This window comes from uncultured Tateyamaria sp. (assembly GCF_947494755.1).
Taxonomy (GTDB): Bacteria; Pseudomonadota; Alphaproteobacteria; order Rhodobacterales; family Rhodobacteraceae; genus Tateyamaria.
Map to the genome: position 1 here is coordinate 112,258 of NZ_CANLVZ010000007.1, position 24,290 is coordinate 136,547.

Annotated in this window: 23 protein-coding genes; 16 read left to right on the top strand and 7 right to left on the bottom strand. The window is 61.6% G+C overall.

All coding sequences use genetic code 11. The features are described from left to right. The first annotated feature begins 108 nt into the window (after positions 1-108). The 5 genes from Q0908_RS10795 (at position 109) to ugpC (ending at position 6,795) form a co-directional block, all read left to right on the top strand. The gene (locus tag Q0908_RS10795) at positions 109-1,467 is read left to right on the top strand and encodes an ABC transporter substrate-binding protein (RefSeq protein WP_299283853.1); all 1,359 of its coding nucleotides are present in this window, start codon (positions 109-111) and stop codon (positions 1,465-1,467) included. Between the two features lie 115 nt (positions 1,468-1,582). Further along, on the top strand, positions 1,583-2,818 hold the full coding sequence (locus Q0908_RS10800; RefSeq protein ID WP_299283856.1) for a sugar ABC transporter permease: 1,236 nt from the start codon (positions 1,583-1,585) through the stop codon (positions 2,816-2,818). Continuing rightward, positions 2,818-3,972 (top strand): carbohydrate ABC transporter permease, encoded by a 1,155-nt coding sequence (locus Q0908_RS10805; protein WP_299283858.1) that lies wholly within the window; start codon positions 2,818-2,820, stop codon positions 3,970-3,972. The genes Q0908_RS10800 and Q0908_RS10805 overlap by 1 nt, the downstream gene beginning before the upstream one ends. Before the next feature lie 23 nt (positions 3,973-3,995). Then, positions 3,996-5,651, top strand: coding sequence for an alpha-glucosidase (locus tag Q0908_RS10810; RefSeq protein ID WP_299283860.1), 1,656 nt, complete (start codon positions 3,996-3,998; stop codon positions 5,649-5,651). Positions 5,652-5,703: 52 nt separating this feature from the next. After that, positions 5,704-6,795: a sn-glycerol-3-phosphate ABC transporter ATP-binding protein UgpC gene (gene ugpC, locus Q0908_RS10815; RefSeq protein WP_299283862.1), complete on the top strand. Its 1,092-nt coding sequence runs from the start codon at positions 5,704-5,706 to the stop codon at positions 6,793-6,795. 40 nt (positions 6,796-6,835) lie between these two features. On the opposite strand, the gene Q0908_RS10820 is transcribed toward ugpC, so the two are convergent. Continuing rightward, positions 6,836-8,038: an ROK family transcriptional regulator gene (locus Q0908_RS10820; protein ID WP_299283864.1), complete on the bottom strand. Its 1,203-nt coding sequence runs from the start codon at positions 8,036-8,038 to the stop codon at positions 6,836-6,838. Between the two features lie 148 nt (positions 8,039-8,186). Between Q0908_RS10820 and Q0908_RS10825 the strand changes: the two genes are divergently transcribed. The 6 genes from Q0908_RS10825 (at position 8,187) to Q0908_RS10850 (ending at position 13,387) form a co-directional block, all read left to right on the top strand. Further along, the gene (locus Q0908_RS10825; RefSeq protein ID WP_299283866.1) at positions 8,187-9,206 is read left to right on the top strand and encodes a sugar ABC transporter substrate-binding protein; all 1,020 of its coding nucleotides are present in this window, start codon (positions 8,187-8,189) and stop codon (positions 9,204-9,206) included. Positions 9,207-9,351: 145 nt separating this feature from the next. Further along, positions 9,352-10,419: an ABC transporter permease gene (locus Q0908_RS10830; RefSeq protein WP_299283868.1), complete on the top strand. Its 1,068-nt coding sequence runs from the start codon at positions 9,352-9,354 to the stop codon at positions 10,417-10,419. Continuing rightward, a complete protein-coding gene (locus tag Q0908_RS10835) occupies positions 10,419-11,186 on the top strand; it encodes an ATP-binding cassette domain-containing protein (RefSeq protein ID WP_299283870.1) in 768 nt (255 codons plus the stop codon). The genes Q0908_RS10830 and Q0908_RS10835 overlap by 1 nt, the downstream gene beginning before the upstream one ends. Before the next feature lies 1 nt (position 11,187). Continuing rightward, a complete protein-coding gene (locus tag Q0908_RS10840) occupies positions 11,188-11,811 on the top strand; it encodes a nucleoside/nucleotide kinase family protein (RefSeq protein WP_299283872.1) in 624 nt (207 codons plus the stop codon). Further along, positions 11,808-12,722: a carbohydrate kinase gene (locus tag Q0908_RS10845; protein ID WP_299283873.1), complete on the top strand. Its 915-nt coding sequence runs from the start codon at positions 11,808-11,810 to the stop codon at positions 12,720-12,722. The genes Q0908_RS10840 and Q0908_RS10845 overlap by 4 nt, the downstream gene beginning before the upstream one ends. Continuing rightward, positions 12,722-13,387 (top strand): D-lyxose/D-mannose family sugar isomerase, encoded by a 666-nt coding sequence (locus tag Q0908_RS10850; RefSeq protein WP_299283875.1) that lies wholly within the window; start codon positions 12,722-12,724, stop codon positions 13,385-13,387. Before Q0908_RS10845 ends, Q0908_RS10850 begins: the two co-directional genes overlap by 1 nt. Here the strand turns inward: Q0908_RS10850 and Q0908_RS10855 are convergent. Next, complete coding sequence (locus tag Q0908_RS10855; RefSeq protein ID WP_299283877.1) at positions 13,374-14,270, bottom strand: LysR family transcriptional regulator; 897 nt, start codon at positions 14,268-14,270, stop codon at positions 13,374-13,376. The two genes, Q0908_RS10850 and Q0908_RS10855, sit on opposite strands and share 14 nt — an antisense overlap. A gap of 100 nt (positions 14,271-14,370) precedes the next feature. Here Q0908_RS10855 and Q0908_RS10860 point away from each other — a divergent pair, with 100 nt between their 5' ends. Next, positions 14,371-15,006 (top strand): YceI family protein, encoded by a 636-nt coding sequence (locus tag Q0908_RS10860; RefSeq protein ID WP_299283880.1) that lies wholly within the window; start codon positions 14,371-14,373, stop codon positions 15,004-15,006. Between the two features lie 3 nt (positions 15,007-15,009). Beyond that, positions 15,010-15,750, top strand: coding sequence for an SDR family oxidoreductase (locus Q0908_RS10865; RefSeq protein ID WP_299283881.1), 741 nt, complete (start codon positions 15,010-15,012; stop codon positions 15,748-15,750). Positions 15,751-15,774: 24 nt separating this feature from the next. Here the strand turns inward: Q0908_RS10865 and Q0908_RS10870 are convergent, their stop codons facing one another. Then, on the bottom strand, positions 15,775-17,133 hold the full coding sequence (locus tag Q0908_RS10870) for an aminotransferase class III-fold pyridoxal phosphate-dependent enzyme (protein WP_299283882.1): 1,359 nt from the start codon (positions 17,131-17,133) through the stop codon (positions 15,775-15,777). Next, positions 17,111-17,929 carry an IclR family transcriptional regulator gene (locus Q0908_RS10875; RefSeq protein ID WP_299283883.1) on the bottom strand — a complete coding sequence of 273 codons (819 nt, stop codon included), beginning with the start codon at positions 17,927-17,929 and terminating at the stop codon, positions 17,111-17,113. The genes Q0908_RS10870 and Q0908_RS10875 overlap by 23 nt, the downstream gene beginning before the upstream one ends. A 281-nt stretch (positions 17,930-18,210) precedes the next feature. Here Q0908_RS10875 and Q0908_RS10880 point away from each other — a divergent pair, with 281 nt between their 5' ends. From Q0908_RS10880 to hpaH, 3 genes are read left to right on the top strand one after another with little or no spacing between them, the layout of a single operon-like run. Then, positions 18,211-19,608, top strand: a complete 1,398-nt coding sequence (locus Q0908_RS10880) for a pyridoxal-dependent decarboxylase (RefSeq protein ID WP_299283884.1) — start codon at positions 18,211-18,213, stop codon at positions 19,606-19,608. Continuing rightward, entirely contained in the window at positions 19,605-20,456 is an 852-nt protein-coding gene (locus Q0908_RS10885) for a fumarylacetoacetate hydrolase family protein (protein WP_299283886.1), read from the top strand. The genes Q0908_RS10880 and Q0908_RS10885 overlap by 4 nt, the downstream gene beginning before the upstream one ends. Then, positions 20,446-21,240, top strand: a complete 795-nt coding sequence (gene hpaH, locus Q0908_RS10890) for a 2-oxo-hept-4-ene-1,7-dioate hydratase (RefSeq protein WP_299283888.1) — start codon at positions 20,446-20,448, stop codon at positions 21,238-21,240. The genes Q0908_RS10885 and hpaH overlap by 11 nt, the downstream gene beginning before the upstream one ends. A 28-nt stretch (positions 21,241-21,268) precedes the next feature. Here hpaH and Q0908_RS10895 read toward each other — a convergent pair whose 3' ends face one another. Genes Q0908_RS10895 through Q0908_RS10905 form a run of 3 tightly spaced genes read right to left on the bottom strand, consistent with a single transcriptional unit; the run spans position 21,269 to position 24,284 of the window. Continuing rightward, the gene (locus tag Q0908_RS10895) at positions 21,269-22,165 is read right to left on the bottom strand and encodes a glucokinase (RefSeq protein ID WP_299283890.1); all 897 of its coding nucleotides are present in this window, start codon (positions 22,163-22,165) and stop codon (positions 21,269-21,271) included. Positions 22,166-22,185: 20 nt separating this feature from the next. After that, complete coding sequence (locus Q0908_RS10900) at positions 22,186-22,962, bottom strand: ATP-binding cassette domain-containing protein (RefSeq protein WP_299283892.1); 777 nt, start codon at positions 22,960-22,962, stop codon at positions 22,186-22,188. Then, positions 22,959-24,284: a sugar ABC transporter permease gene (locus Q0908_RS10905; protein WP_299283894.1), complete on the bottom strand. Its 1,326-nt coding sequence runs from the start codon at positions 24,282-24,284 to the stop codon at positions 22,959-22,961. The genes Q0908_RS10900 and Q0908_RS10905 overlap by 4 nt, the downstream gene beginning before the upstream one ends. Between the last annotated feature and the right edge of the window lie 6 nt (positions 24,285-24,290).

Here is a 24,290-nt window from a genome sequence, read left to right on the forward strand (position 1 = left end):
GGGGTTTTTTCAGCGACCGTTGCGCCATTCCAAAGCGCTTTGACATGAGAGCGCTGGCGACGGTGCACGCATCGATCGACCTTGGACACGAATGGGAGGAAGACCAAAATGACAAAGACACTTCTGGCCAGTGCAGCCGCACTGGCTATCACAGCTGCGTCGGCACATGCTGACGGCCACCTGACGTTCGCCCCCGGCGAAGGCCCCTTTAGCTGGGACAGCTATAATGCGTGGGCCGAGGGCGCCCCTGACCTGAGCGGTCAGACCGTCACAGTGTTCGGCCCATGGCTGACACCTGAGGACGGATACCTCAACAACGCGCTTGCCTATTTCGAGGAAGCCACCGGCGCTGACGTGATCTATACTGGCTCTGACAGCTTCGAGCAGCAGATCGTGATCGACGCCGAGGCCGGTTCGGCCCCAAACATCGCCGTGTTCCCGCAGCCCGGTCTCGCGGCTGTTATGGCTGGCAAGGGCCAGCTGCACCCCCTGCCCGACGGCAGCGCGGACTGGGTCAATGAAAACTACGCGGCGGGTCAGTCGTGGGTTGATCTGGGCACCTATGCGGATGCCGACGGCAACGACCAGATGTACGGCTTTTTCTACAATGTGAACGTCAAGTCGTTGGTCTGGTACAACCCCGAGAACTTCGAGGATGCCGGTTACGACATTCCCGAAACCATGGAAGATCTGAAAGCCCTGACAGACCAGATCGTCGCCGATGGCGAGACACCCTGGTGCATCGGTCTGGGTTCAGGTGCCGCGACGGGCTGGCCAGCGACCGACTGGGTCGAGGACATGATGCTGCGCACCGTGGAACCCGAAGTCTATGACCAGTGGACCACAAACGAGATCCCGTTCGATGACCCACGCGTTGTGGCCGCCATCGAAGAGTTCGGCCACTTTGCCCGTGACGACGCGAAAGTATCTGGCGGTGCAGGCGCTGTTGCTTCGACCGACTTCCGGGACAGCCCCAAGGGTCTCTTCTCGTCGCCCCCACAGTGCTACATGCACCGTCAGGCCTCGTTCGTGCCCGCGTTCTTCCCGGAGGATGTTGAATTCGGTGTCGACACCGGCTTCTTCTACTTCCCCTCCTACGCGTCCAAAGACTTGGGCAACCCGGTTCTGGGCGGCGGCACGTTGATGGCGATCACCGACCCATCCGACGCCACAAGCGCGCTGATGGAGTTCTTCCAACTGCCCCTCAGCCACGAGATCATGATGGCGCAGACCGGCTTCCTCACCCCCCACAAGGGTGTGAACACCGAAGCCTACAAGGACGACACGCTGCGCGCATTGGGTGACGTTCTGCTTGGCGCGACCACGTTCCGCTTTGACGGGTCCGACCTGATGCCAGGCGGCGTTGGTGCAGGGACGTTCTGGACCGGCATGGTTGACTACACCGGCGGCAAAGACGCTGCGGCTGTGGCCAGCGACATTCAGGCCAGCTGGGACGCCCTGAAGTAAACGCGACCACTCGCGAAAAAGACCGATCAGCCCGCATATTCCGCGGGCTGGTCCAAGACCACAAGGCCACAAGGTCGTAAAAAGACCATCAGGTCTCTGGCAAGGGAGACGCGCCATGAACCCCGCACTACTCGGTTTAATTACAATCATCGCCGGCGTTGGCGGATGTATTGGTTATTTCTATCTGTCCAACCAGTTTCTGGACAAAGTCCTGTTCCCCGCGAAGGGGCCGAACGCCGGGCAGAACATCAACCGCGCCAATATGATCCGGCCCTGGCTGTTCCTGTTCCCTGCGCTGTTCGCCCTTGGCCTGTATCTGGCCTATCCGGTGTTCGAAACGCTGCGCCTGTCGCTGACAGACCGGGATCAGGGTGGTGCGTTTGTGGGTCTTGAAAACTATCAGCAGATGTTCTCTGAACCGAAATTCTGGGAAGCACTCAGCAACAACATGCTTTGGCTGATCGTTGTTCCCGCTGCGGCCACCGCCTTCGGCCTGCTGGCCGCGCAGCTGACCGACCGCATCAAATGGGGATCGGTCGCGAAATCCCTGATCTTTATGCCCATGGCGATCTCGTTCGTCGGTGCGGCTGTGATCTTCAAACTGGTCTATGACACACGCCCCGTGGATCAGAACCAGATCGGCATCCTGAACGCCGTGTGGTTGCAGTTTGAGGGGGGCGTTGGGTCGTTCCTGTTCCTCAAGGCGCTGCCTGCGCTGATCCTTGCGTCATTCGCGGGCATCGTGGCCTATGTCGGCTGGATTTTCATTCAGCCCATCGCCAACCGCAATGACGAAGGGGGCGGAGTCGGCTTTGTCCCCTTGCGTCTCTTTGTCGGCGTCGCCGCGCTCTATCTTGTGTGGCTGTCCGTAAAATCGCTGGCGGGCCTGTTCGTCTTTAACTTTCCTTACGGTGAGCCGCAGACCTGGCTCACGATCCCCTTCTGGAACAGCTTTTTCCTGATGGTCGTGCTGATCTGGATTCAGACAGGGTTTGCCATGGTGATCCTGTCCGCCGCCCTGCGCGGCATCCCCGAGGAAACCATCGAGGCCGCCATCGTGGATGGGGCCAACCCGTTGCAGGTGTTCTTCAAGATCAAAGTGCCGCAGATCATGGGCACCATCGTGGTGGTCTGGACGACGATCACGCTGGTCGTGCTCAAGGTCTTTGACATCGTGTTCGCCATGTCCAACGGGCAGTGGGAAACACAGGTTCTGGCCAACTACATGTACGACAAACTGTTCCGCGCCGATGAATGGGGGGTTGGGTCTGCCAGCGCGATCATCATCATGCTGCTTGTGTCGCCCATCCTGATCTGGAACGTCTATAACGCCCGCAAGGAGATGAAATAATGGACAATATCGCTGGTTCCAAATCATCCCTTGGGTGGGTTGTTCAAATCTGTACCGTCCTTTTGGTCGCGCTTTGGATCTTCCCAACCGTCGGATTGCTGGTCTCGTCCTTCCGGACGGCTGACCAAATCTCATCGTCGGGCTGGTGGGCGGCGCTGTTTCCGTCCGAGCAATCCCAACGCTACCGTGTGGCCGACCCGGACGAAAACCGCAGCAACGTCGACGGCGTCTATGTTGTCGAGGGCAACTTCTTTGCCGAAAACGGCGGCGGCGGCGATATCAAAAGCTGGGGCACATCCAGCCGCGAGATTGGCGCATATGCGCCCGGCGAAGTCGCCGACCTGGGTGATGGTGAGACGTTCAGTGTGGATGCCGAAGGCAACTATGTTTGGACCGGTAATGATGAACAGATCAGTGGTCGGGGCCAGCGCGCCTTTGTGACGGCGGTATCCCCACCGGAATTCACCTTCGAAAACTACAAGACCATCCTGTTTTCTGGCACCGCCGGGGACAATATGACCAAGGCGTTTTTCAACACGCTGACAGTGACGATCCCCGCGACGGTCATCCCGATCGTGGTGGCGGCCTTTGCAGCCTATGCGCTGGCGTGGATGGACTTTCCGGGGCGTGCGCTGCTGATCGCGATCATCGTCGGGCTGCTGGTTGTGCCGCTGCAACTCGCACTTATTCCGCTGCTCTCGCTGCATGTGGGCATCGGAATCGGCAAGGGGTATCTGGGCACCTGGCTTGCCCATACGGGGTTCGGCTTACCGCTCGCGATATATCTCTTACGCAACTACATGGTGGGCTTGCCTAGGGACATCATCGAAAACGCCAAGGTGGACGGGGCGACGGACTTCCAGATCTTTACCAAGATCATCCTCCCACTGTCGTTCCCGGCCTTGGCGTCCTTCGCGATCTTCCAGTTCCTGTGGACTTGGAATGACCTGCTGGTGGCCAAAGTGTTCCTGATCGACTCGACGGGGCAAACAACGGTGATGACCGACCAGATCGTGAACCTTCTGGGCACACGCGGAGGCAACTGGGAAATCCTTGCCACGGCGGCCTTTGTGTCGATCGCGGTGCCGCTGGTCGTGTTCTTTGCGATGCAAAAGTATCTGGTGCGCGGTCTGCTGGCCGGCTCTGTAAAGTAAACTGCGGAAACTAGGACCGTAAGATGAATACGAAAGCGGACTTCGATATGGGCACGACCCTTGCGGCGGACAAAGACTGGTGGCGTGGGGCCGTGATCTATCAAATCTACCCCCGCAGCTTTCAGGACAGCAATGGGGACGGCATTGGCGATCTGAACGGGATCACCAGCCGCCTTCCTTACGTCGCCTCTCTGGGCGTCGACGCGATCTGGATTTCACCCTTCTTCACCTCGCCCATGAAAGACTTCGGCTACGACGTCAGCGATTATTGCGGCGTTGATCCGATGTTCGGCACGCTGTCGGATTTCGATGCGATGGTGGAAACGGCCCATTCGCTTGGGGTCCGGGTGATGATTGATCTGGTGCTGTCCCACACGTCGGACCAGCACCCGTGGTTCGTTGAAAGCCGGGCCAACCGCGACAATCCCAAGTCGGACTGGTTTGTCTGGGCCGAGCCAAAAGACGACGGCACGCCGCCAAATAATTGGTTGTCGATTTTCGGCGGCTCAGCGTGGCAATGGGACGCGCGGCGCGAGCAATATTACCTGCACAACTTCCTTGTGGAACAGCCCGATCTGAACTTTCATTGCCCTGCTGTGCAGGACGCGCTGCTGGATGTGGTCCGGTTCTGGCTGGATCGGGGTGTGGACGGGTTCCGGCTCGATACGATCAACTTCTATGTCCACGATCAGGAATTGCGCAGCAACCCGGCCCTGCCCAAGGAGCAACGCGACGCAACCATCGCGCCAAGCGTGAACCCCTACAATCACCAACTCCACGTCTATTCCAAGAATCGGCCCGAAAACCTAACCTTTCTGGAACGCTTCCGCGCTGTGCTGGATGAGTACGACGCCACCACGGCTGTCGGCGAAGTGGGCGAAGCGCAGCGCGGGCTCGAGATCATGGGCGAATACACTGCAGGCGATGACCGGGTGCACATGTGCTATTCCTTCGAATTTCTGTCCGGCACGGCCCCAACGGCCGAGCGATTTGCCAAGGTGCTGCACGATGTCGACAAACACGTATCGGACGGATGGGCCTGCTGGGCCTTTTCCAATCACGACGTGGTGCGTCATGCGAGCCGGTGGAACCTGAGCGATCCTGCCAAGCGGGCCCTGTGTACGTTGCTTTTGTCGCTGCGCGGCTCTGTCTGCCTCTATCAAGGCGAGGAATTGGGGCTGAACGAGGCCGACGTCGCCTTTGAGGACCTCCAAGACCCGTATGGCGTCGAATTCTGGCCCGAGTTCAAGGGCCGCGACGGGTGCCGCACCCCGATGGTGTGGGAAGCGTCGAACCAGAACGCGGGCTTTACCAGTGCGACGCCCTGGCTGCCCATCAGCACCGAGCATCTGCATGCCGCCGCCGGGGTGCAGGAACACGATCCTGCCGCCTTGCTGCACCACTACCGCAAGGCTTTGAATTTCCGGCGGACGCATCCGGCGCTGATCAAGGGCGCGCATGAAAAAGTCACCGCGACCGGATCGGTCCTGCATTTCACCCGGACGCACGGGGATCAGACGATCTATTGTGCCTTCAATCTCAGCGACGATGTGGTCAGCCATGATATGCCTGACGGCAATTGGGTGACAATCGGAGCCGAACTTGGCAGCACGCAACCGGGCATCGACGGCAAACTTCACTTGGGCGCGTGGCAAGTGTCACTGTCGCTGAAAACGTAAGAGACAAAGGAACGACGCCCGACCCAGCGGGCGTCTTTAGGGAGGGACAACAATGGCTGATTTAAAACTCACAGATGTCGGCAAGACGTATGGGGGCACGGTCAACGTACTCAAGGATATCAATCTTGACATCACCAAGGGCGAGTTGATCGTCTTTGTCGGCCCGTCAGGCTGCGGCAAGTCCACGCTGCTGCGCATGATTGCAGGTCTTGAAAGCATCACGGACGGCACGCTCGAGATCGACGGCACGGTCGTCAATGATGTCCCCCCTGCCCAACGCGGCATCGCCATGGTGTTCCAGTCCTACGCGCTGTATCCGCACATGACGGTGCGCGACAACATGACGTTCGCGCTGAAACTCGCCAAGAAATCCAACGAGGAAATCAACGCCGCCGTCGAAAAGGCCGCGCGGATCCTACAATTGGAACCCTACTTGGACCGCCTGCCCAAGGCACTGTCCGGTGGGCAGCGTCAGCGTGTCGCCATTGGCCGCTCGATTGTGCGGGATCCCAAGGTCTATCTCTTTGACGAACCGCTTTCGAACCTTGATGCGGCCCTGCGCGTTGCCACCCGGATCGAGATCGCGCAGCTGAAAGAGTCGATGCCCGACAGCACCATGATCTACGTCACCCACGACCAGGTCGAAGCGATGACGCTGGCCACCCGCATCGTGGTTCTGGCCAACAAGGGGATCGCGCAGGTGGGCTCCCCCCTTGAGCTTTATGAACGGCCCGAAAACGAGTTCGTGGCACAGTTCATCGGGTCCCCTTCGATGAACCTGTTGCCGGGTGAGATCGTCGAAACCGGCCCTATGACCAAGATCAAGATGGATAGCGGATTGATGATGACATCCGCCGTGCCCACGACGGATGCGGACAAGGGTTTGAAGGTCAATGTGGGCGTGCGTCCAGAGGACATGACTGTGACCACAAGCGATGACGCCGTCTATGAGGGTGTGGTTGATTTCACCGAAGCGTTGGGCGAGGTTACGATCCTCTATTTCCATGCCGAGGGTCTGGCAAATGCGGTGCTGGCCAAGATGCCGGGCATCCACCAGAACCTGCGCGGTCAGACGGTCAAGGTCACGGCAGCACCGGACAAGGTCCAGTTGTTTTCCAACGGGCAGTCGCTTTACTATCGCTAAGTCGGCAAGGCGGACAACACGTCCGCCTTACGCCCAGATCTCAGGCACGCGGCATCTGCGCAGATGATCGGCCCAGCAAGAACTGACTGATCATTGGCCCAGCCGCTGCGCCGATCCCCCGCGCATCCGCCCCGATATTTCCAGCAACCGTGACAGGCGCGATCAGTCCGCGCATGTCTTTGGTCTGAAGGGCTGTGCGCGTCATATCGACCAGCCGGGTCCGTATGTCAGCAGGCAGCGCGCCGTCGATCACAACGGCTTCGAAATCCATCACCGCACAGGACGACACCACAGCCCATGCCAGCCCATCGGCGGCCTGTTCCAGCCAAGGCTGCACATGGCTCTCAAGGTGAGACCAGTCCTGCGGCTGCGCCCAAAGCTGGCGGGGGTCTTGCCCGGCCCGCTCCAACCGCCCTTCAAGCGCGTGGATCGACGCAAGATCAATCAGTTGAGCGGGTTGGCTTTGCAAATCGGGCACGGGCATCGACCCAAAGGCGCCCGCATTGTCCTGATTGCCCTGGAACACTGCGTGATCCAGAACGATCCCGCCCCCGATGAATGCACCAACGTAAAAATAAACATAGTCCCGATATTCCCGCCCGATCCCAAACACATGCTCGGCCCGGCAGGCGGCGGTTGCGTCGTTGACCATGTGCACGGGCAGCCCGGTGATCTGCGCGGCTTGGACAGCAAAATCCGCGTCTTTCCATGCGGCAAACAGATCAGCAGGCGCGCCAAGCAACTCGTGCCAATGCCACAATTCGAACGGGGCCGCGATGCCGATACCGGACAGCCGAGCGCGCATGTCCTCGGACATCTTACTGATCAACGTCGCAAACCCGTCGCGCAGAAATCCGAACACGGTGTCGGGCAGCGGATAGTCATAGGTCACGCGCACTTGGTGGCGAATATCGCCCAGCATGTCGAGCACCACCATATCCGCACTGCGCCGTCCCACCTTGAGGCCAAGGGTAACGACCCCATCGGGGTTCAGCGCAAAAGGAACAGATGGCTTGCCCACCTTACCCTTGACCGACGCGCCGCGGCGCAACAGGCCATCATGTTCAAGCTTGCGCAGGATCACCGAAGCGGTCTGTGGTGACAGCCCCGTGCGACGGGCCAGATCACTGCCTGGCAGCGCGCCATTGCGCTGCAACACCGACAGCATCAGCCGCTCGTTATAGGCCCGCACACCTGTCTGGTTGATCCCCCCCGACAGGCTGCGCACATGATCCGCAGTCACGATGACATCTCTCCTTACCAGCATAATGCCGCCTGTGATTAATAAATCAAGTTGAGTTATTAATTGACAGGTTCACAGAATCGCGTTTCCCTAAGGGCTGTTGGCAGGGGCTTGGCCCGTCTGCCGCAAAATTCTTTGGGAGGACACTATGAAAAAACTGCTTTTGAGCACTGCTTTTGCCATCTCCGCCATGGGTGGCGCTGCCTATGCTGATGGTCACGCCGTTTCCGCGTGCCTGATCACCAAAACTGACACCAACCCGTTCTTTGTGAAGATGCGCGAAGGCGCGACGGCCAAAGCCGAAGAGTTGGGCATCACTCTCAATTCCTATGCCGGCAAGATTGACGGCGACCATGAAACCCAAGTGCAGGCGATTGAGACCTGCATCGCCAATGGTGCCAAGGGCATCCTGATCACGGCCTCTGACACAGCTTCGATTGTGCCTGTTGTACAGCAGGCGCGCGATGCCGGTCTGCTGGTTATCGCGCTCGACACACCGCTCGAGCCGATTGACGCGGCCGACATGACCTTTGCCACCGACAACTTTCTTGCCGGTGAGTTGATCGGTCAATGGGCCGCTGCGACCCTGGGGGATGCGGCCGCGGACGCCAAGATCGGCATGCTTGATCTGGCCATCAGCCAACCCACTGTGGGCGTGCTGCGTGACCAGGGCTTTCTGACCGGCTTTGGCATTGACGTCAAAGACCCCAGCAAGTGGGGCGACGAGGATGATCAGCGCATCGTGGGCAACGACGTAACGGCCGGTAACGAGGAAGGTGGCCGCCGCGCGATGGAGAACCTCTTGGCCAAGGACCCTTTCATCAACGTTGTCTACACCATCAACGAACCTGCCGCTGCGGGGGCCTATGAGGCGCTTAAAGCAATTGGGCGCGAGAATGACGTGCTGATCGTGTCCGTCGATGGCGGCTGCCCCGGTGTGCAGAACGTCGCTGATGGCGTAATCGGGGCCACATCGCAGCAATATCCGCTGCTGATGGCCTCGCTCGGGATCGAGGCGATTGCGAAATGGGCCGAAGATGGCGAAAAGCCGACCGCGACAGACGGAAAGGACTTCTTTGACACGGGCGTGGCCCTCGTCACGGACAAACCTGCCGATGGGGTCGAAAGCATTTCGGTCGCCGAAGGCACTGACCGGTGCTGGGGGTGACACCCTGAACCAGCAAAGCTGGCAAAAGCCCTGGCGGGGCGTTTGAGGGTGCCACGAGCGGAGCCCTGAGGCCCGCTCTTCAGCACAACTCATCGGGGCAGGTCCATCACCTGCCCCGTTTCTTGACCTTCGGGAGGGGACCCAGATGTCGAATTCGGACAATTACGAATCCGCCGCCACCACGGCAGATGCGCGCGTCGCAGAATTTGCCGACACGCGCACCGGGCTGATCGGACGGATGCAGCACACCCTGCACCAGACACCGTCGCTGGTGCCGCTCATCGTGTTGGTCTTTTCGGTCGCATTGTTTGGTATCCTGCTCGGATCCCGCTTTTTCTCGCCCTTCGCGCTGACGCTGATCCTGCAACAGGTGCAGATCGTGGGCGTGCTCGCAGCGGCACAAACGCTTATCATCCTAACGGCAGGCATCGACCTTAGCGTCGGGGCCATCGCTGTGCTGTGCACCGTGGTGATGGGCAAAGCCTCGTTCACCTATGGCGTTCCCCCCGCTATCTCGGTCGCCATCGGGCTGACAGTTGGCACCACTTTGGGGGCCATCAGCGGCTGGCTTGTCAGCCGGATGAAATTGCCGCCCTTCATTGTCACTTTGGGGATGTGGCAGATCGTGCTCGCGGCCACCTACCTTTATTCAGCCAACGAAACCATCCGCTCACAGGATATCGAGGCGGAGGCCGCCTTCCTCCAATTCCTTGGCACAAAACTGCAATTCGGCGGGGCCACCTTTACCCTTGGGGTCATCCTGATGATCCTGCTGTTCATCGGATTGGCCTATGCGCTGCGCTCGACCGCGTGGGGGCGGCATGTCTATGCGGTGGGCGACGACCCCGAGGCCGCAGAACTGTCGGGCGTCGACGTTCACAAGACCTATATGAGCGTCTACATGGCCGCCGGTCTGATTTGTGGCCTTGCAGGGTGGGTGATGATCGGGAGGTTCGGCTCCATCTCACCCTCAGCCACCACCGGGGTCATCGGCAACATTCAGGCCATCACCGCCGTCGTCATCGGGGGCATTTCCCTGTTCGGCGGGCGCGGTTCCATCGCCGGGGCGCTGTTCGGCGCGCTCATCGTGGGTGTGTTCGAACTCGGTCTGCGCATGGCGGGGGCCAACCCGCAATGGACTTTCCTGCTTATCGGCACGCTCATCATCGCAGCCGTCGCCGTCGACCAGTGGATCAGAAAGGTATCAGCATAATGGAACCGATCCTGAAGGCGCGCGGCCTCGTGAAACGCTATGGTAAAGTCACGGCCCTTGATCACGCCGACTTTGACCTGATGCCCGGTGAAATCCTAGCTGTGATCGGGGACAACGGGGCCGGTAAATCTTCGATGATCAAGGCCGTGTCGGGGGCCACGATCCCGGATGAAGGGCAAGTCTGGCTCGAGGGGCGCGAGATCAGGTTCCGCTCGCCCATCGAAGCGCGGGCCGAAGGGATCGAGACGGTCTATCAGACCCTCGCGATGTCCCCTGCCCTGTCGATTGCGGACAACATGTTCATGGGCCGCGAAATCCGCAAACCCGGGATCATGGGCAAGCTGTTTCGCCAACTCGACAAGCCCGCGATGCAGAAATTCGCGCGGGACAAGCTGAACGAACTGGGCCTCGCCACGATCCAGAACATCAATCAGGCGGTCGAGTCCCTGTCGGGCGGGCAGCGCCAAGGGGTCGCTGTGGCCCGCGCCGCCGCCTTTGGGTCCAAGGTCGTGATCCTTGATGAACCCACTGCGGCACTCGGTGTCAAGGAAAGCCGCAAGGTGCTTGACCTTATTCAGGACGTGCGTGCGCGCGGCATTCCGATCATCCTGATCAGCCACAACATGCCTCATGTGTTTGAAATTGCGGATCGCATCCATGTGCATCGCCTTGGACGGCGGCTCTGCGTGATCGACCCCAAGGACCACTCCATGTCGGACGCCGTCGCCTATATGACGGGGGCCGCAGAGCCCGAAGTTGCAGCCTGACATGACACGCGACGAAATCTGCGCGCGGATCCTTGCAGCACCCCTGCGGCCCAACCGCCGACTGATCGCCGTCGTCGGGCCGCCGGGCAGCGGGAAGTCGACGTTTGCCGCGCAACTGGCCGATGATCTGGCGCATGGGGGTCAAACAGTGCAGATCGTGCCAATGGACGGTTTCCACCTCGACAACCGCCTGTTGGACGCCCGCGGGTTGCGCGCGCAGAAAGGCGCGCCGCAGACCTTTGACGCGGCTGGCGTGCTGCGGCTGATACAGGCGCTGCAGGGCGCGGAGGGCGTCGTCTATCCCCTGTTTGACCGGGCTCACGACATCGCGATTGCCGGCGCTGGCTACGTGCCACCGGACTGCGACACGGTGCTGGTCGAAGGCAATTACCTGCTGTTTGATGCGCCCATTTGGCGCGATCTCGCAACGCGCTGGTCGCTTTCGATTGCGCTGACGCCACCACCCGAGGTATTGCAGGCGCGGCTTGTACAACGCTGGCTGGACCACGGGTTGACAGCCCAGGACGCCGCCCGCCGGGCCAATGACAACGATATGAAAAATGCGGAGTTGGTGGTGCAACATATGCTGCCCGCCGATCTGACCTTAAGTGAGACACCACCATGATCCTGTGCGCGGGCGAGGCCCTGATTGATATGATCCCCAATGCTGACGGGGCCTATGTGCCCCATGTGGGCGGGGCGGTCTTGAACACCGCCGTGGCGCTTGGGCGCTTGGGCGAACCGGTGGGGCTGGTGACCGGGCTGTCCTCCGATCCGTTCGGGGCGCAGATCGAACAGCACATGATTGACAGCCACGTCAGTACGGACCACGCCGCACGCAGCGACCGCAATACGACGCTCGCCATGGTGCATCTGGATCAGGGCCAGGCGACCTATTCATTCTACGATATCGGGACCGCCACCCGCGACATTGAGGCGGCAGACATTCCCGCAATCCCCGATACGGTCGAGGCGATGTTCTTTGGCGGCATATCGTTGTGCAATCCGCCCGTGGCCGACACGTTGCTGGACCTCGCGCTCGCGCAACCAAGCGATCGGCTGATCATGGCAGACCCGAATATCCGCCCTGGCTTTGTGTCCGATCACGCAGGCTATCGCACGCGGCTGACCAGGCTGATCGGGCGCGCAGACATCGTGAAGCTGTCGGATGATGATATCGGCTGGCTTGTGCCGGAGGGCGACTTGGCTGCCAAGGCGCAGGTGGTGCTGCGCATGGGCCCCCGCATGTTGCTGCTGACCGAGGGCAGCAAGGGCGCGACCGCGCACCTCAATAACGGCACGCAGGCCCGAGCCGAGGCGGTGAAGGCACAGGTCGTCGACACGGTCGGAGCCGGAGATACCTTCAACGCCGGATGCCTTGCCGCACTGCGCCGGGCAGGCGCGCTGACGCCGGATGCGGTGGACACACTCGACGTGCCCGCCCTGACCGATATGCTGACCCTCGCAACCCACGCCGCCGCCGTGACAGTATCGCGCGCAGGCGCAAACCCGCCCTGGGCCAAGGAGCTGGACTAATGGATCGATCCCGCGTCAACGACATCCTCGCCAACGGGGCAGACTTCTTTGCCCGCCACGGCTGGACCCCACCGCCATTTGCAAGCTGGACCCCGGACGAGATGCGCAGCGAAAAGGCCGCCATGATCCGCGACCGACGCCTTGGCTGGGACATCACCGATTACGGGCAGGGCAGGTTCGACGAAATGGGCCTGTTCCTGTTCACCCTGCGCAATGGCGATCTGTCCGAGATGGGGCAACAGGGCGCGATGCTTTATGCGGAAAAGCTGATGATCTCGCGGCGCGATCAACTCTCGCCCATGCACCGGCATGTGCTCAAGACCGAGGATATCATCAATCGCGGGGGGGCGACGCTGGTGCTGGAACTGTTCACCTGCAACACCGAGGGGCAGATCGATCGCAAAGCGGACGTGCACGTGATCAGCGACGGGGTGGCCACGACCCTGCCTGCGGGTGGGCATCTGAAACTGCCTGTTGGCGCCTCCGTCACCCTGACCCCGACCACGTGGCACGCATTCTGGGGCGAAGGGGGCGATTGCCTGATCCACGAGGTCTCGACCGTGAACGACGACCTGACCGACAACATCTTTGAAATGCCCATCGGGCGCTTTTCCGACATCACCGAGGATGTCGCGCCAACGCATCTGCTGGTCAGCGACTACTGATCCGACCCCGCAGAAAGTCGATCACCGCCCGCACCTTGGTCGGCAGATAGGCCCGGCTCGGATAAAGCAGCCAAGCCCCCGTGTCATAGGTCGTCGCGGTCACGTCGTGATCCGGGAACAGATCGATCAACCGCCGTGCGTCGATATCGCGGTCGACCATCCAATCGGCCAGCAGCGCCGGGCCCAGCCCCGCCCGCGCCGCAGCACGCAAGGCGAGCGCGTTCGAAATCAGCAACGGCCCCGTCACACCCACAACCCGCTCGTCTCCGCCTTTGCGAAACCGCCATTCGGTCCGGTAATCGGGCAGTGTCATGCGCAGGCAGTCTCGCTGCGCAAGCGCATCGGGGGTATCAATCAATCCAAGCGCTTGCGTATAGTCAGGGGATGCGACAACGCGGTACCGGGTGCGCATCAGGCGCGCGCTGATCAGGTCGCCCTTGGGCGCGGGGGCCAGCCGCACAGCTATATCGACTTGGGCGGCGACCAGATCGACGGTCTGATCGCTCAGCACCAGTTCCAGCTCTATCTCGGGTAATTCAGCGCGCAAGTCGGCCAGATGCGGCACGATCACCTCGTGCCCGAACGCGACCGAGGCCGTCAGGCGCACCCGGCCAGATGGTTTGGTGCCAACCTGCGCGGCTGCATCTCGCGCCTGATCAAGCTCGTCCAGCAGCGGCGCGATGCGCGCCAGATAAAGCGCCCCGGCCTCGGTCGGCGACAGTTGCCGGGTGGAGCGTTGAAACAGGCGCAGGCCCAACTGTGCCTCGATCCCCGCGACGACCCGGCTGACCGACGACGGATCGACATCCAGCACACGGGCGGCCCCGGCAAAGCTGCCGTGATGCGCGACAAGTTGCAGGGTGCGGAGGGCTTGCGTGTCCATTCGTGTATTCTTGGCATGAGTTAGATGTGATGCAAGCCGTTTTTTGCGCTTATTGCACGGATTAGACAACCGGCATCACCAACCCCAACAGGAGATCACCATGATCCGCACGCTTCCCCTCGCCGCACTGCTTATGGCCGCGACGACCGCACAGGCCGCACCCACCGAATGGACTCTCGATCTGGGCCACGCCCATATCGGGTGGGAAATCAACCACATGGGCCTCAGCCGCACCGTGGGCCGCTTCAACAGCTTTGACGGCACCTTTCTGATCGACGAAGAGGCGCCCGAGAACTCGCAAATCACCTTCACCATCGATGCGGCCAGCATCGACAGCAACCACGAGGCGCGCGACACCCACTTGCGCCACAGCGACTATCTGGATGTCGAGGCCGCCCCGCAGATCACGTTTACCTCGACCGATATTCTGATGCTGACCCCCACCTCGGGCAAACTCACGGGCGATCTGAGCCTGCGGGGACAAACCGCGCCCGTGACGCTCGATTTCAAGATGATCCGCGACCGGACCTATCCCGATTTCATCCCCGATTATGACGAAGTGCGGGTGGTAGGCTTTGAGGCGACAGGCGAGATCCTGCGGCTGGATCACGGCATGGACTTCATCGCCTTTCTCGACAGCCCCACAGGACTGAGCGTCGATGTCGATCTGCATTTCGACCTCGTCCAATGCGCAGGCGTGCCCGACAGCAACATCCCCTGCACGTGGGGGCGTTGAGCCATGAAGCATGTCGCCGGAAAGACAGTCGTGATCACCGGGGCCAGCAAAGGCATCGGCGCGGCAACGGCCCGCGTGCTGGCCAAACAGGGCGCGCAGGTGGTGCTTGCCGCCCGGTCGGTCGATGCGCTGAACGCGCTGGCGGACGAAACCAATGGGCGCGCCTTCTCCTGTGATGTCAGCGACTTTGAACAGGTCCGGGCACTAATCGACTTTGCAGGACCCGTCGATGCGCTGATCAACAATGCCGGGCTGATCGACCCCATTGCACGGATCGCCGACAGTAGTCCCGCCGCATGGGGGCGCGTGATGGATGTGAACATAAAGGGCGTCTATCATGGTCTGCGCGCGGCCTTGCCCGACATGATCGCGCAAGGGCACGGCACGATCATCAACATCTCGTCCGGGGCCGCGACCTCGGCGCTTGAGGGGTGGAGCCACTATTGCGCGAGCAAGGCGGCCGTCTTGTCGCTGACCCGTGTGGCCGACAAGGAGGCGCGCGAGCATGGCGTTCGGGTCATGGGCCTGTCGCCCGGCACCGTGGCGACCGACATGCAGCGCGACATCAAGGCCAGTGGGATTAACCCGGTGAGCCAGTTGGACTGGTCCGCGCATATTCCACCAGAATGGGTCGGGCAGGCGATTGGCGTATTGATGGGCCCCACGGGGGATGCCTATCGCGGCACCGACTTTTCTCTCAAGACCGACGAGGGGCGACAGGTTGCAGGCCTGCCGCCTCTGTGAAGCGGGGCGGACGACACGTCCGCCTTACGCGGCCATCATCGCTTGCAACCCGGCTTCGGTCGCGCTCAGGATTTTTTGCACATGCGTCGCCTTGATCACCAGAGGCGGCGAGAAGATGGCGTTGTTGCCTGACACCCGGATCATCACGCCATCTTCATAGGCCGCCTTTTGGAAGGCCAACGGCATCGCCTTACCGACGGGGGTCTTGGCCACGCGGTCGCTGACAAGTTCGATGGCGCACATCAGCCCTTCACCGCGCACATCGCCGATCACGTCATAGCGGCGCGCCAGCTGCTGCAAACCCGCCTTGAGCTCGGGCCCGCGCAGGGCTGCATTCTCCCACGGGCGCAGGCGCATGGTTTCCTCGACCGCAGCCACAGCCGCCGCCGCGCCGACCGGATGGCCAGAATAGGTATACCCGCTGTCGACCGATCCAAGCCCGCTTTCGTCCTCCTCAAACACCGAGGCAACCCGATCTGCGATCATCACGGCCCCAAACGGAAAATACCCGTTGGTGATCGCCTTGGCCGTACACATCAGATCAGGCTGCACCCCCCAGTGGCGCGCGCCCGTGGGCGCGCCTGTGCGGCCAAAAGCGGTGATCACTTCATCCGCAATCAGCAACACCCCATGTCTGTGGCAAATATCGCGCACCATCGGCATGAAGCTGGGATGTGGCACGATCACACCTCCCGCCCCCTGCACCGGCTCCATCACGAAGGCGGCGACCGTGTTGGCCCCCTGAAAGGCAATCTCGCGCTCGAGCATACCCCCGCTCAGGCGGGCGAGTTCGGCGGGGTCATCCGTGCGGAAGGGACTGCGATAGAGATAAGGCCCCGGAATATGGAAACATCCCGCCATCAGCGGCTCATAGGCGTTGTGAAACTTGGCATTACCGTTCACTGACGCGCCCCCGAAATGGGTGCCATGATAGCCCCTGTCGAGGCTGATGAACTTGGTCCGCACCCCCTCGCCCCGGATCCGGTGGTACTGGCGGGCGAGCTTGAGCGCGATCTCGATACTGTCCGACCCGCCCGAGGTGAAAAAGCTGCGGGTCATGCCATCCGGGCCGAAGAAGTCGGCCAGCAGATAGGCGAGCTCGATCGCCTTGTCATTCGACGTGCCCCGGAAGGTCGAATAGTAGGGCAGCGCCGCAAGCTGCGCGGCAATCGCGTCTTTGACGGGCTGACAGGAATAGCCGAGGTTCACGTTCCACAAGCCACCGACCGCATCAATACTGCGATGCCCGTCCACATCCGTGATATAGACCCCCTCGCCCCCGGTCAGGATCGTGGGCGGGTTCGCCATACTGTCGGCAGGGTGCGCCATCGGATGCCAGAACTGGCGCGCGTTGTTCTCCTTAAGGAAGTTGCTGTCTTTCACGATGCCGTCCTTTCGTGAGCCTGCGTCCAGATCGCTTGAACCGAAGACGGCACATGGCCCCCATCGCCTGGGTGATGTCGGCACCGTGGTGCACCAGAAAACCCGCCAGGCGGGCCTCGACCTCTGCCCCGCCACGGCTTGTGGGATATGCGATGGAACAGGCGGCGACTGCCGCCCCCTGCGCGTCAAAAACCGGGATCGCGACCGACGAGACACCAAGGCGCAACAGGTCGCGGTTATAGGCATAGCCCCGGGCCGCAATGTCATCCAGCTCTGCGGCCAGCACGTCCGCATCCGGCACAGGGGCCGACGCAAGGCGGGTGCGCGGATCAGCCAGCGCGCGCGCCCTCACATCCGCGCCTGAGAATGCAAGGTAGGCTTTGCCTGATGACGTGGCCAATAGCGGCGGCAACCCATAGGCATCAAAGCTGACGCGCACGGGATGGCCGTGATGTTCGGCATGATAGATATCGACCAGATCGACCCCTCGCAAACAGCTCAGGTGCACCAACTCCCCCGCCACATGCCTGAGGGCATCGACAACGGCGCGCACCATCTCGACTTCGGGCACGGTGCGCGCCCGCATTGCGGCCAACCGGGTCACGGCGGGTCCAAGACGATAGGCGCGACTGATCGGGTCCTGTTCGAGAAACCCGACCTGCTCCAGCGCACTAGGATGGCGATGCACGGTCGCCTTGTCGCGCCCCGTCAGACGGCGGACATCCGACAGCCCCAGACGACGGCGCGTGTCCGAGAACAGGTCCAACAGACCCAAGGCCTTGGCAACGGTCGACATGCAAATCAACTTGACGCACCTGCCATCCGCAGACAATATATTTGCGCCCATAGGTTCATTATTTGAACCAATCCCTAGGGCTCCCATGACCGGTCTCGCCACCCAAGACACATATATCCCACGACCCGGGCTCTGATGCTTCCTTTCGCAGAAAATACCTTCGGGGAGTGTAAGGGGCAGACAGCCCCTCATTCCAACATCGCCATTCTGCGGTTATCGTCCGACCAGCCGCGTAAGGCGCACGTGTCGTGCGCCATGACACACCACCCGGAAGGATCAAAATGAGCTGGGATGACTTTGCCGAACACGCGTCGGAGGCGGCCAAATGGGGCGCGCGCTATCACAAAAGCCTGCGCCACAGACCGGTGCGCGCACAAACCGCGCCCGGTGATATCGCCGCACGATTGGACACACGCGCCCCCGAGACCGGCACTGATCTGGGCACCATCATGGCGGATTTCGACACGGTCGTGATGCCGGGGATCACCCATTGGCAGCATCCCCGCTTCTTCGCCTATTTCAACTCCAACGCCGCGCCCGCCTCGGTGCTGGCCGACTTTCTGGCCGCGATCATCGCGCCGCAATGCATGCTCTGGCAGACCTCTCCGGCAGCGACCGAGATGGAAACCCGGATGATGGAATGGCTGTGCCAGGGCCTTGGCCTGCCAGACAGCTATCAGGGCGTCATTCAGGACAGTGCAAGCTCGGCAACTCTTGCCGCTGTGCTGACCATGCGCGAACGCGCGCTGAACTGGGCGGGCAACGAACAGGGGCTGTCCGGTCAGCCGACCTTGCGCATCTACTGTTCGGATCAGGTGCACAGCTCGATCGATCGCGCCATCTGGGTCGCGGGGATCGGGCAGGACAATCTGGTCAAGATCCGCTCGATCGGCGCGTTGCGCGGCATGGACCCCATCGGCCTTCAGGACGCGATCACAAAGGACCGCGCCGCCGGGTTCGTGCCCGCCGGCATCATCGCAGCAACTGGGGCCACGGGCATGGGCGCATGCGATGATCTGGAGACGGTGGCAGCTGTGGCGAGGGGCGAAAACCTCTACACGCATCTGGACGCCGCATGGGCGGGCACGGCCATGATCTGTCCTGAGTTTCGCGCGCTTTGGGCCGGGGCCGATCAATTCGACAGCATTGTCTTCAACCCACACAAGTGGCTCGGCGCGCAGTTCGATTGCGCCGCCCACTTCCTGCGCGACCCCAACCTGCTGCGCCAAACCCTCGCTATCCGACCCGAATACCTCAAGACCCATGCCCAGGGTGACATCACCGATTATTCCGAATGGTCCATCCCGCTCGGGCGCCGCTTTCGCGCGCTCAAGCTGTGGTTCCTGATGCGCCATTACGGGATGGAGGGTTTGCGCACCCGCATTCGCAATCACGTGAGGTGGAGCGATGCGCTCTGCGCCCGCCTCGCCGCCGAACCCGATTTCGAGATCGTGACCCAGCCGATCCTGTCGCTCTGGACCTTCAAGGTGACCGGGGCCAGCGACGACGACACCCAACGTCTTGTGGATGCGATCAACGATGATGGGCGCATTTACCTCACCCAGACACTGGTGGACGGGCAAAAGGTCATCCGCTTCACTGCCGGTCAGTTTGACTGCGAAGAACGCGATTTCAACACGGCCTTCGACACCATCACCGAGATCGCGAGAGCGTTATGAAGTTCACCACCTACACCACCGATGGGGCGACCTATTACGGGGCGGTCAGCGATGACGGGATGATCCCCCTCTCGCCCAACTTTCCCCAATGGCCAAGCCTGCGCGACGTGATCGCCGCCGATGGCCTGCACGATCTGGCCCGCGCCGCCGAGGGGCGCAACGCGACGCATAGCAACGTCACCTACCAGATCCCCGTCCCCGACCCGGAAAAGATCATCTGCGTCGGCGTGAACTTTCCCGATCGCAATGCCGAATACAAAGACGGGCAGGACGCCCCGCCCAACATGTCGCTGTTCCCCCGTTTCGCGCGCAGCTTTACCGGGCACAATCAGCCCATCCTGCGCCCCGCCGAAAGCCACAAGCTCGATTATGAGGGTGAGATCGCCATCGTGATCGGCAAGGGCGGGCGGCGTATTTCCGAAGAAGCGGCCTACGACCATATCGCGGCCCTGACCCTGTGCAACGAAGGCACGATCCGCGACTGGGTGCGCCATGCCAAATTCAACGTCACCCAGGGCAAGAACTGGGAGGCTTCCGGCGCGATAGGGCCTTGGCTTGTTCCCTTCACCCATGCCGCCCAGCTCGATGACATCCGGCTCACCACCCATGTGAACGGCGAATTGCGTCAGGATGATCGCACGGCCCGCATGCTGTTCCCGATCCGCCGCCAGATCGCCTATATCTCGACCTTCACGACGCTTGTGCCCGGCGACATCATCGTCACGGGAACGCCCACGGGGGCGGGCGCGCGCTTTGATCCCCCGAAGTTCCTCGTGCCCGGCGACGTGGTCGAGGTCAGCGCCGAGGGCATCGGCACGCTGCGCAGCGAGGTCGCGGATGAAACCTGAGGACCACGCAAGCGCCGCACGCGCCCTGATCGACGCCGAACGGACGCACACGCAGACGGGCCTGCTCTCCGTCGCCTATCCCGACATCACCATGGACGATGCCTACGCAATCCAGGCGCAGGTCGTGGCGGCCAAGGTCGCAAGCGGTGATCCGGTCATAGGATGGAAAATCGGGCTGACCAGCCGCGCTATGCAGCAAGCGCTGAACATCGACATTCCCGACAGCGGGGTACTGACCCGCTCAATGCACTTTGACAGCGGTGCCACCATTCCGGCAGGCCGTTTCATTCAGCCGCGTGTGGAGGCCGAGATCGCCTTTGTCATGGGCGCGGACCTTGGTGGTGAAGATGTGACGCGCGACAATGTTCTGGCGGCCACGGATCATGTGGCCCCTGCGCTCGAAATCCTAGACACGCGGATTTTGCGCGCCGACCCTGAAACCGGCCAGCCCCGCAAGGTCTTCGACACGATCGCGGACAATGCCGCCAATGCGGGGATCGTGCTAGGTACGGCACGCCACCAGCCCAACGACCTGCGATGGGTCGGAACGATTGCGAAAGCGGGCGATACGGTCGAGGAAACCGGCCTTGGCGCGGGCGTCCTGAACGATCCGGTGGAAAGTGTTGTCTGGCTTGCGCGGCGCATGGCGACTTACGGCGCCACGATCAAGGCGGGGCAGGTCATCCTATCCGGCAGCTTTATCCGGCCCATCGAATGCCCATCCGGGACGCACATCCATGCGGACTTCGGCAGTTTCGGAGAGGTGGCTTTGACCTTCGCGTAAGGCGCATGCGTCATGCGCCCAAGGGTCGCTACACGGCAACCGCCAGATAGCGCGCGCAACCGTGCAAGGCCGAAGCATCGTCGGTCAGCAGATAGGTCGGAATGCGCGCCATGCGTCCGTCAAACAGGGTATCGGAGGTCAACGGCGCAAGGGCAGCCGCGCGGTTTGGCCCGGTCAGCAAGGTGCGGGCCAGACTGCCGTTGAAATAAATCCCACCCTCGGGCAGATACAGATACGCAACCTCACGGGTAAGCGCCCCAAGTGCGCGCGCCATGATCGCCAGCGTTTCAGGCCCCCCCGGTGCGGTGCCCAACTCTTCGGGGGCACATGTGAGCCCCGTGCGGGCGGTGTGAAACTTGGCCAGACCTTTGCCCGACAACAAATGCTCGACCGTGTCAAAGGCGCGGGAATCCTCAACCTCGGCTTCGATGATCGAGGCCACAGGATGGGGAAGCCGCGCATGGCCCATCTCGGCGGCATAAACGACGCCGGACGGGCGGTGCGTTACACTAACGTTGAAACCGGTGCCGAGGCCCACGACCATGGCCTGAGGTTCTTCATCAATGGGCGTCCCGCTCAGGTGTTCGAACGAGCTGTCAGGCAAGATGCTGATCGCGTGGCCAAGCGCCTCAAGATCATTGAGCAGATGGACAGCCGACAGCGACAGATCGCGGGCCAGACCGACAGCATCAAAGTGCCAGTCCCGATTGGTCAACCGCCCCTCGCCCTTGCCCACTGGCCCCGCGATGGCAATGGCCGCCGCACTCAGCGAAGGCTGCTCGTCGATATAACCACGCGCCAGATCGGCGAAACAGGAATAATTGTCATTGCGAAAACGGCGCACGGTCTCTGCGCGCACACCGGTTTCGTCTGCCAAAGCCAGACGGCAATTCGTACCACCTACATCTGCTACTAGATACAGCATCGCCGCCTGGTCCCGCATGTTTAGGATTCGCCCGGTTTCTTACCCAGGATGATCATTCCAAGCAGGTCATCGTCGGTTACGTCATCGACGTCAACCGTGCCCACCAATTGTCCGTTTTTCATCACCGAAGCCCGGTCGCACAATTCCATCACATCATGGATGTCATGGCTGATCAGGAAAATACCGATCCCGTCCGCCTTGAGCTGCTGGATCAACTCGGACACCATCTGTGTCTCGTGCGGACCAAGGGCGGCGGTCGGTTCGTCCATGATCAGGATGCGCGCGTTGAAATAGACGGCGCGCGCGATCGCGACCGACTGGCGCTGACCGCCAGACAGGGCCGACACCGGGTCCTTGAACTTTTTGAAGTTCGGGTTGAGGCGCGCCATGATCTTGCGCGTCTCCGCCTCCATCGCGTCATCGTCCACGAACCCGACAGCCGAGGTCAACTCGCGCCCCAGAAACAGGTTGGACGCCGCATCGAGGTTATCTGCCAGCGCAAGCGTCTGGTAGATCGTCTCGATATTATACGACCGTGCATCGCGCGGATTGGTGATCGTCGCTTTTTCGCCGTTCACATAGATCTCGCCCGAGTCCATCCCGTAGGCACCCGACAGGATCTTGATTAGCGTCGATTTGCCCGCCCCGTTGTGGCCCAGAAGGCCCACGACTTCGCCAGGGTAAAGGTCAACTGACACATGATCGACCGCGTGGACCCCGCCAAACGAGATGCAGATGTCGCGCATATCGACCAGTGGTGTGCCACTGCGGTCAATGGGTTTCTTTTCAACGCTCATTTCGAAGACCTCCGATACAGGTTGTCCAGATAGACGGCCAGCACGAGGACGGAGCCCACGACGACCTGTTGAATGGCCGCGTCAAATCCGATCAGGACCATGCCGGTTTGCAGGGATTGCATGACAAAGGCTCCAAGGACCGCGCCATAGATCGTGCCCACCCCACCGGCAAGCGAGGTGCCCCCGATGACGGCTGCGGCGATCACGTACAACTCATCCAGCGTGCCAAGTGCGTTGGTGGCCGACCCAAGCCGCGCCGAGGCGACCGAGGCCGACAGCCCCGTCAGGAACCCCATGAGCGCGAAGATCTTGACCGTCATCCACTTGGTGTTGATGCCTGCCAGCGCTGCAGCCTCGGGGTTGCCCCCGATCGCATAGACGTAGCGACCGAACCGGGTGCGGCTCATCACCAAGGTCATGATGATCGCAACGGCCAGCAGGATCAGAACCGGGATGGCAAAGCCGTGGCTGATGAACAGCCCACCTTCGGGAATTTCGATCCCTTCCGCAGCAGCATAGCGGCGCACAACCCCGCGCGGCCATGGATAGGCGTTGACCAGCAGGACAGCCCCGATCACGGCACCCGCACCGATGGCGGCAATAAACGTGTCGGCCCACATGGGACGCTGTGCGAACCCGTGCTTCTTACGCTGCGAGCGCCCGGCAAAGACCAGACCGACCACGACCACGGCAGCGATCAAACCGATGACCCAAGACCCGGTTGAGCCGACGGCGCCTTCGGGCGTGCCCCCAAGCAGGCGGAACGTGCTGTCCACAGGCGAGATCGTCTCGCCCCGGGCCACGAGAAAAGCCGCGCCGCGCCAGACGAGCAAGCCGCCGAGGGTCACGATGAAGGCCGGGATTTGCATATAGGCGATCATGTAGCCATGAAATGCGCCTACGAGCGTGCCGCAGATCAGCCCCACAATGACGGCGATGATCCAGATCGACCAATGCTCAAGCCCGACGATGGAGGGCAGGAACCAGACTTGGGTCACGCCCATGATGATCGCGCAGAACCCAAGGACAGAGCCGACGGACAGGTCGATATGGCGGGTCACGATGACCAGAACCATGCCGCAGGCCATGATCCCGATGGAGGAGGTCTGAACGCTCAGGTTCCAAAGGTTGCGGGGCGTCAGGAAGGCACCAAAGCCATTGACCAGCGCGCCGTAGAGGTGAAAGCCAACCCAGATCAACGCCAATGCGCCAATCATGCCAAGCAGGCGGGTGTCTAATTCGGTGGCCTGGATAAAGCGCGCAACCGGCCCTTTGGGCGCAGGCGGTGTCGGCTGTCCGGCGGAAGTGCTTGTATCTGTCATCACAGC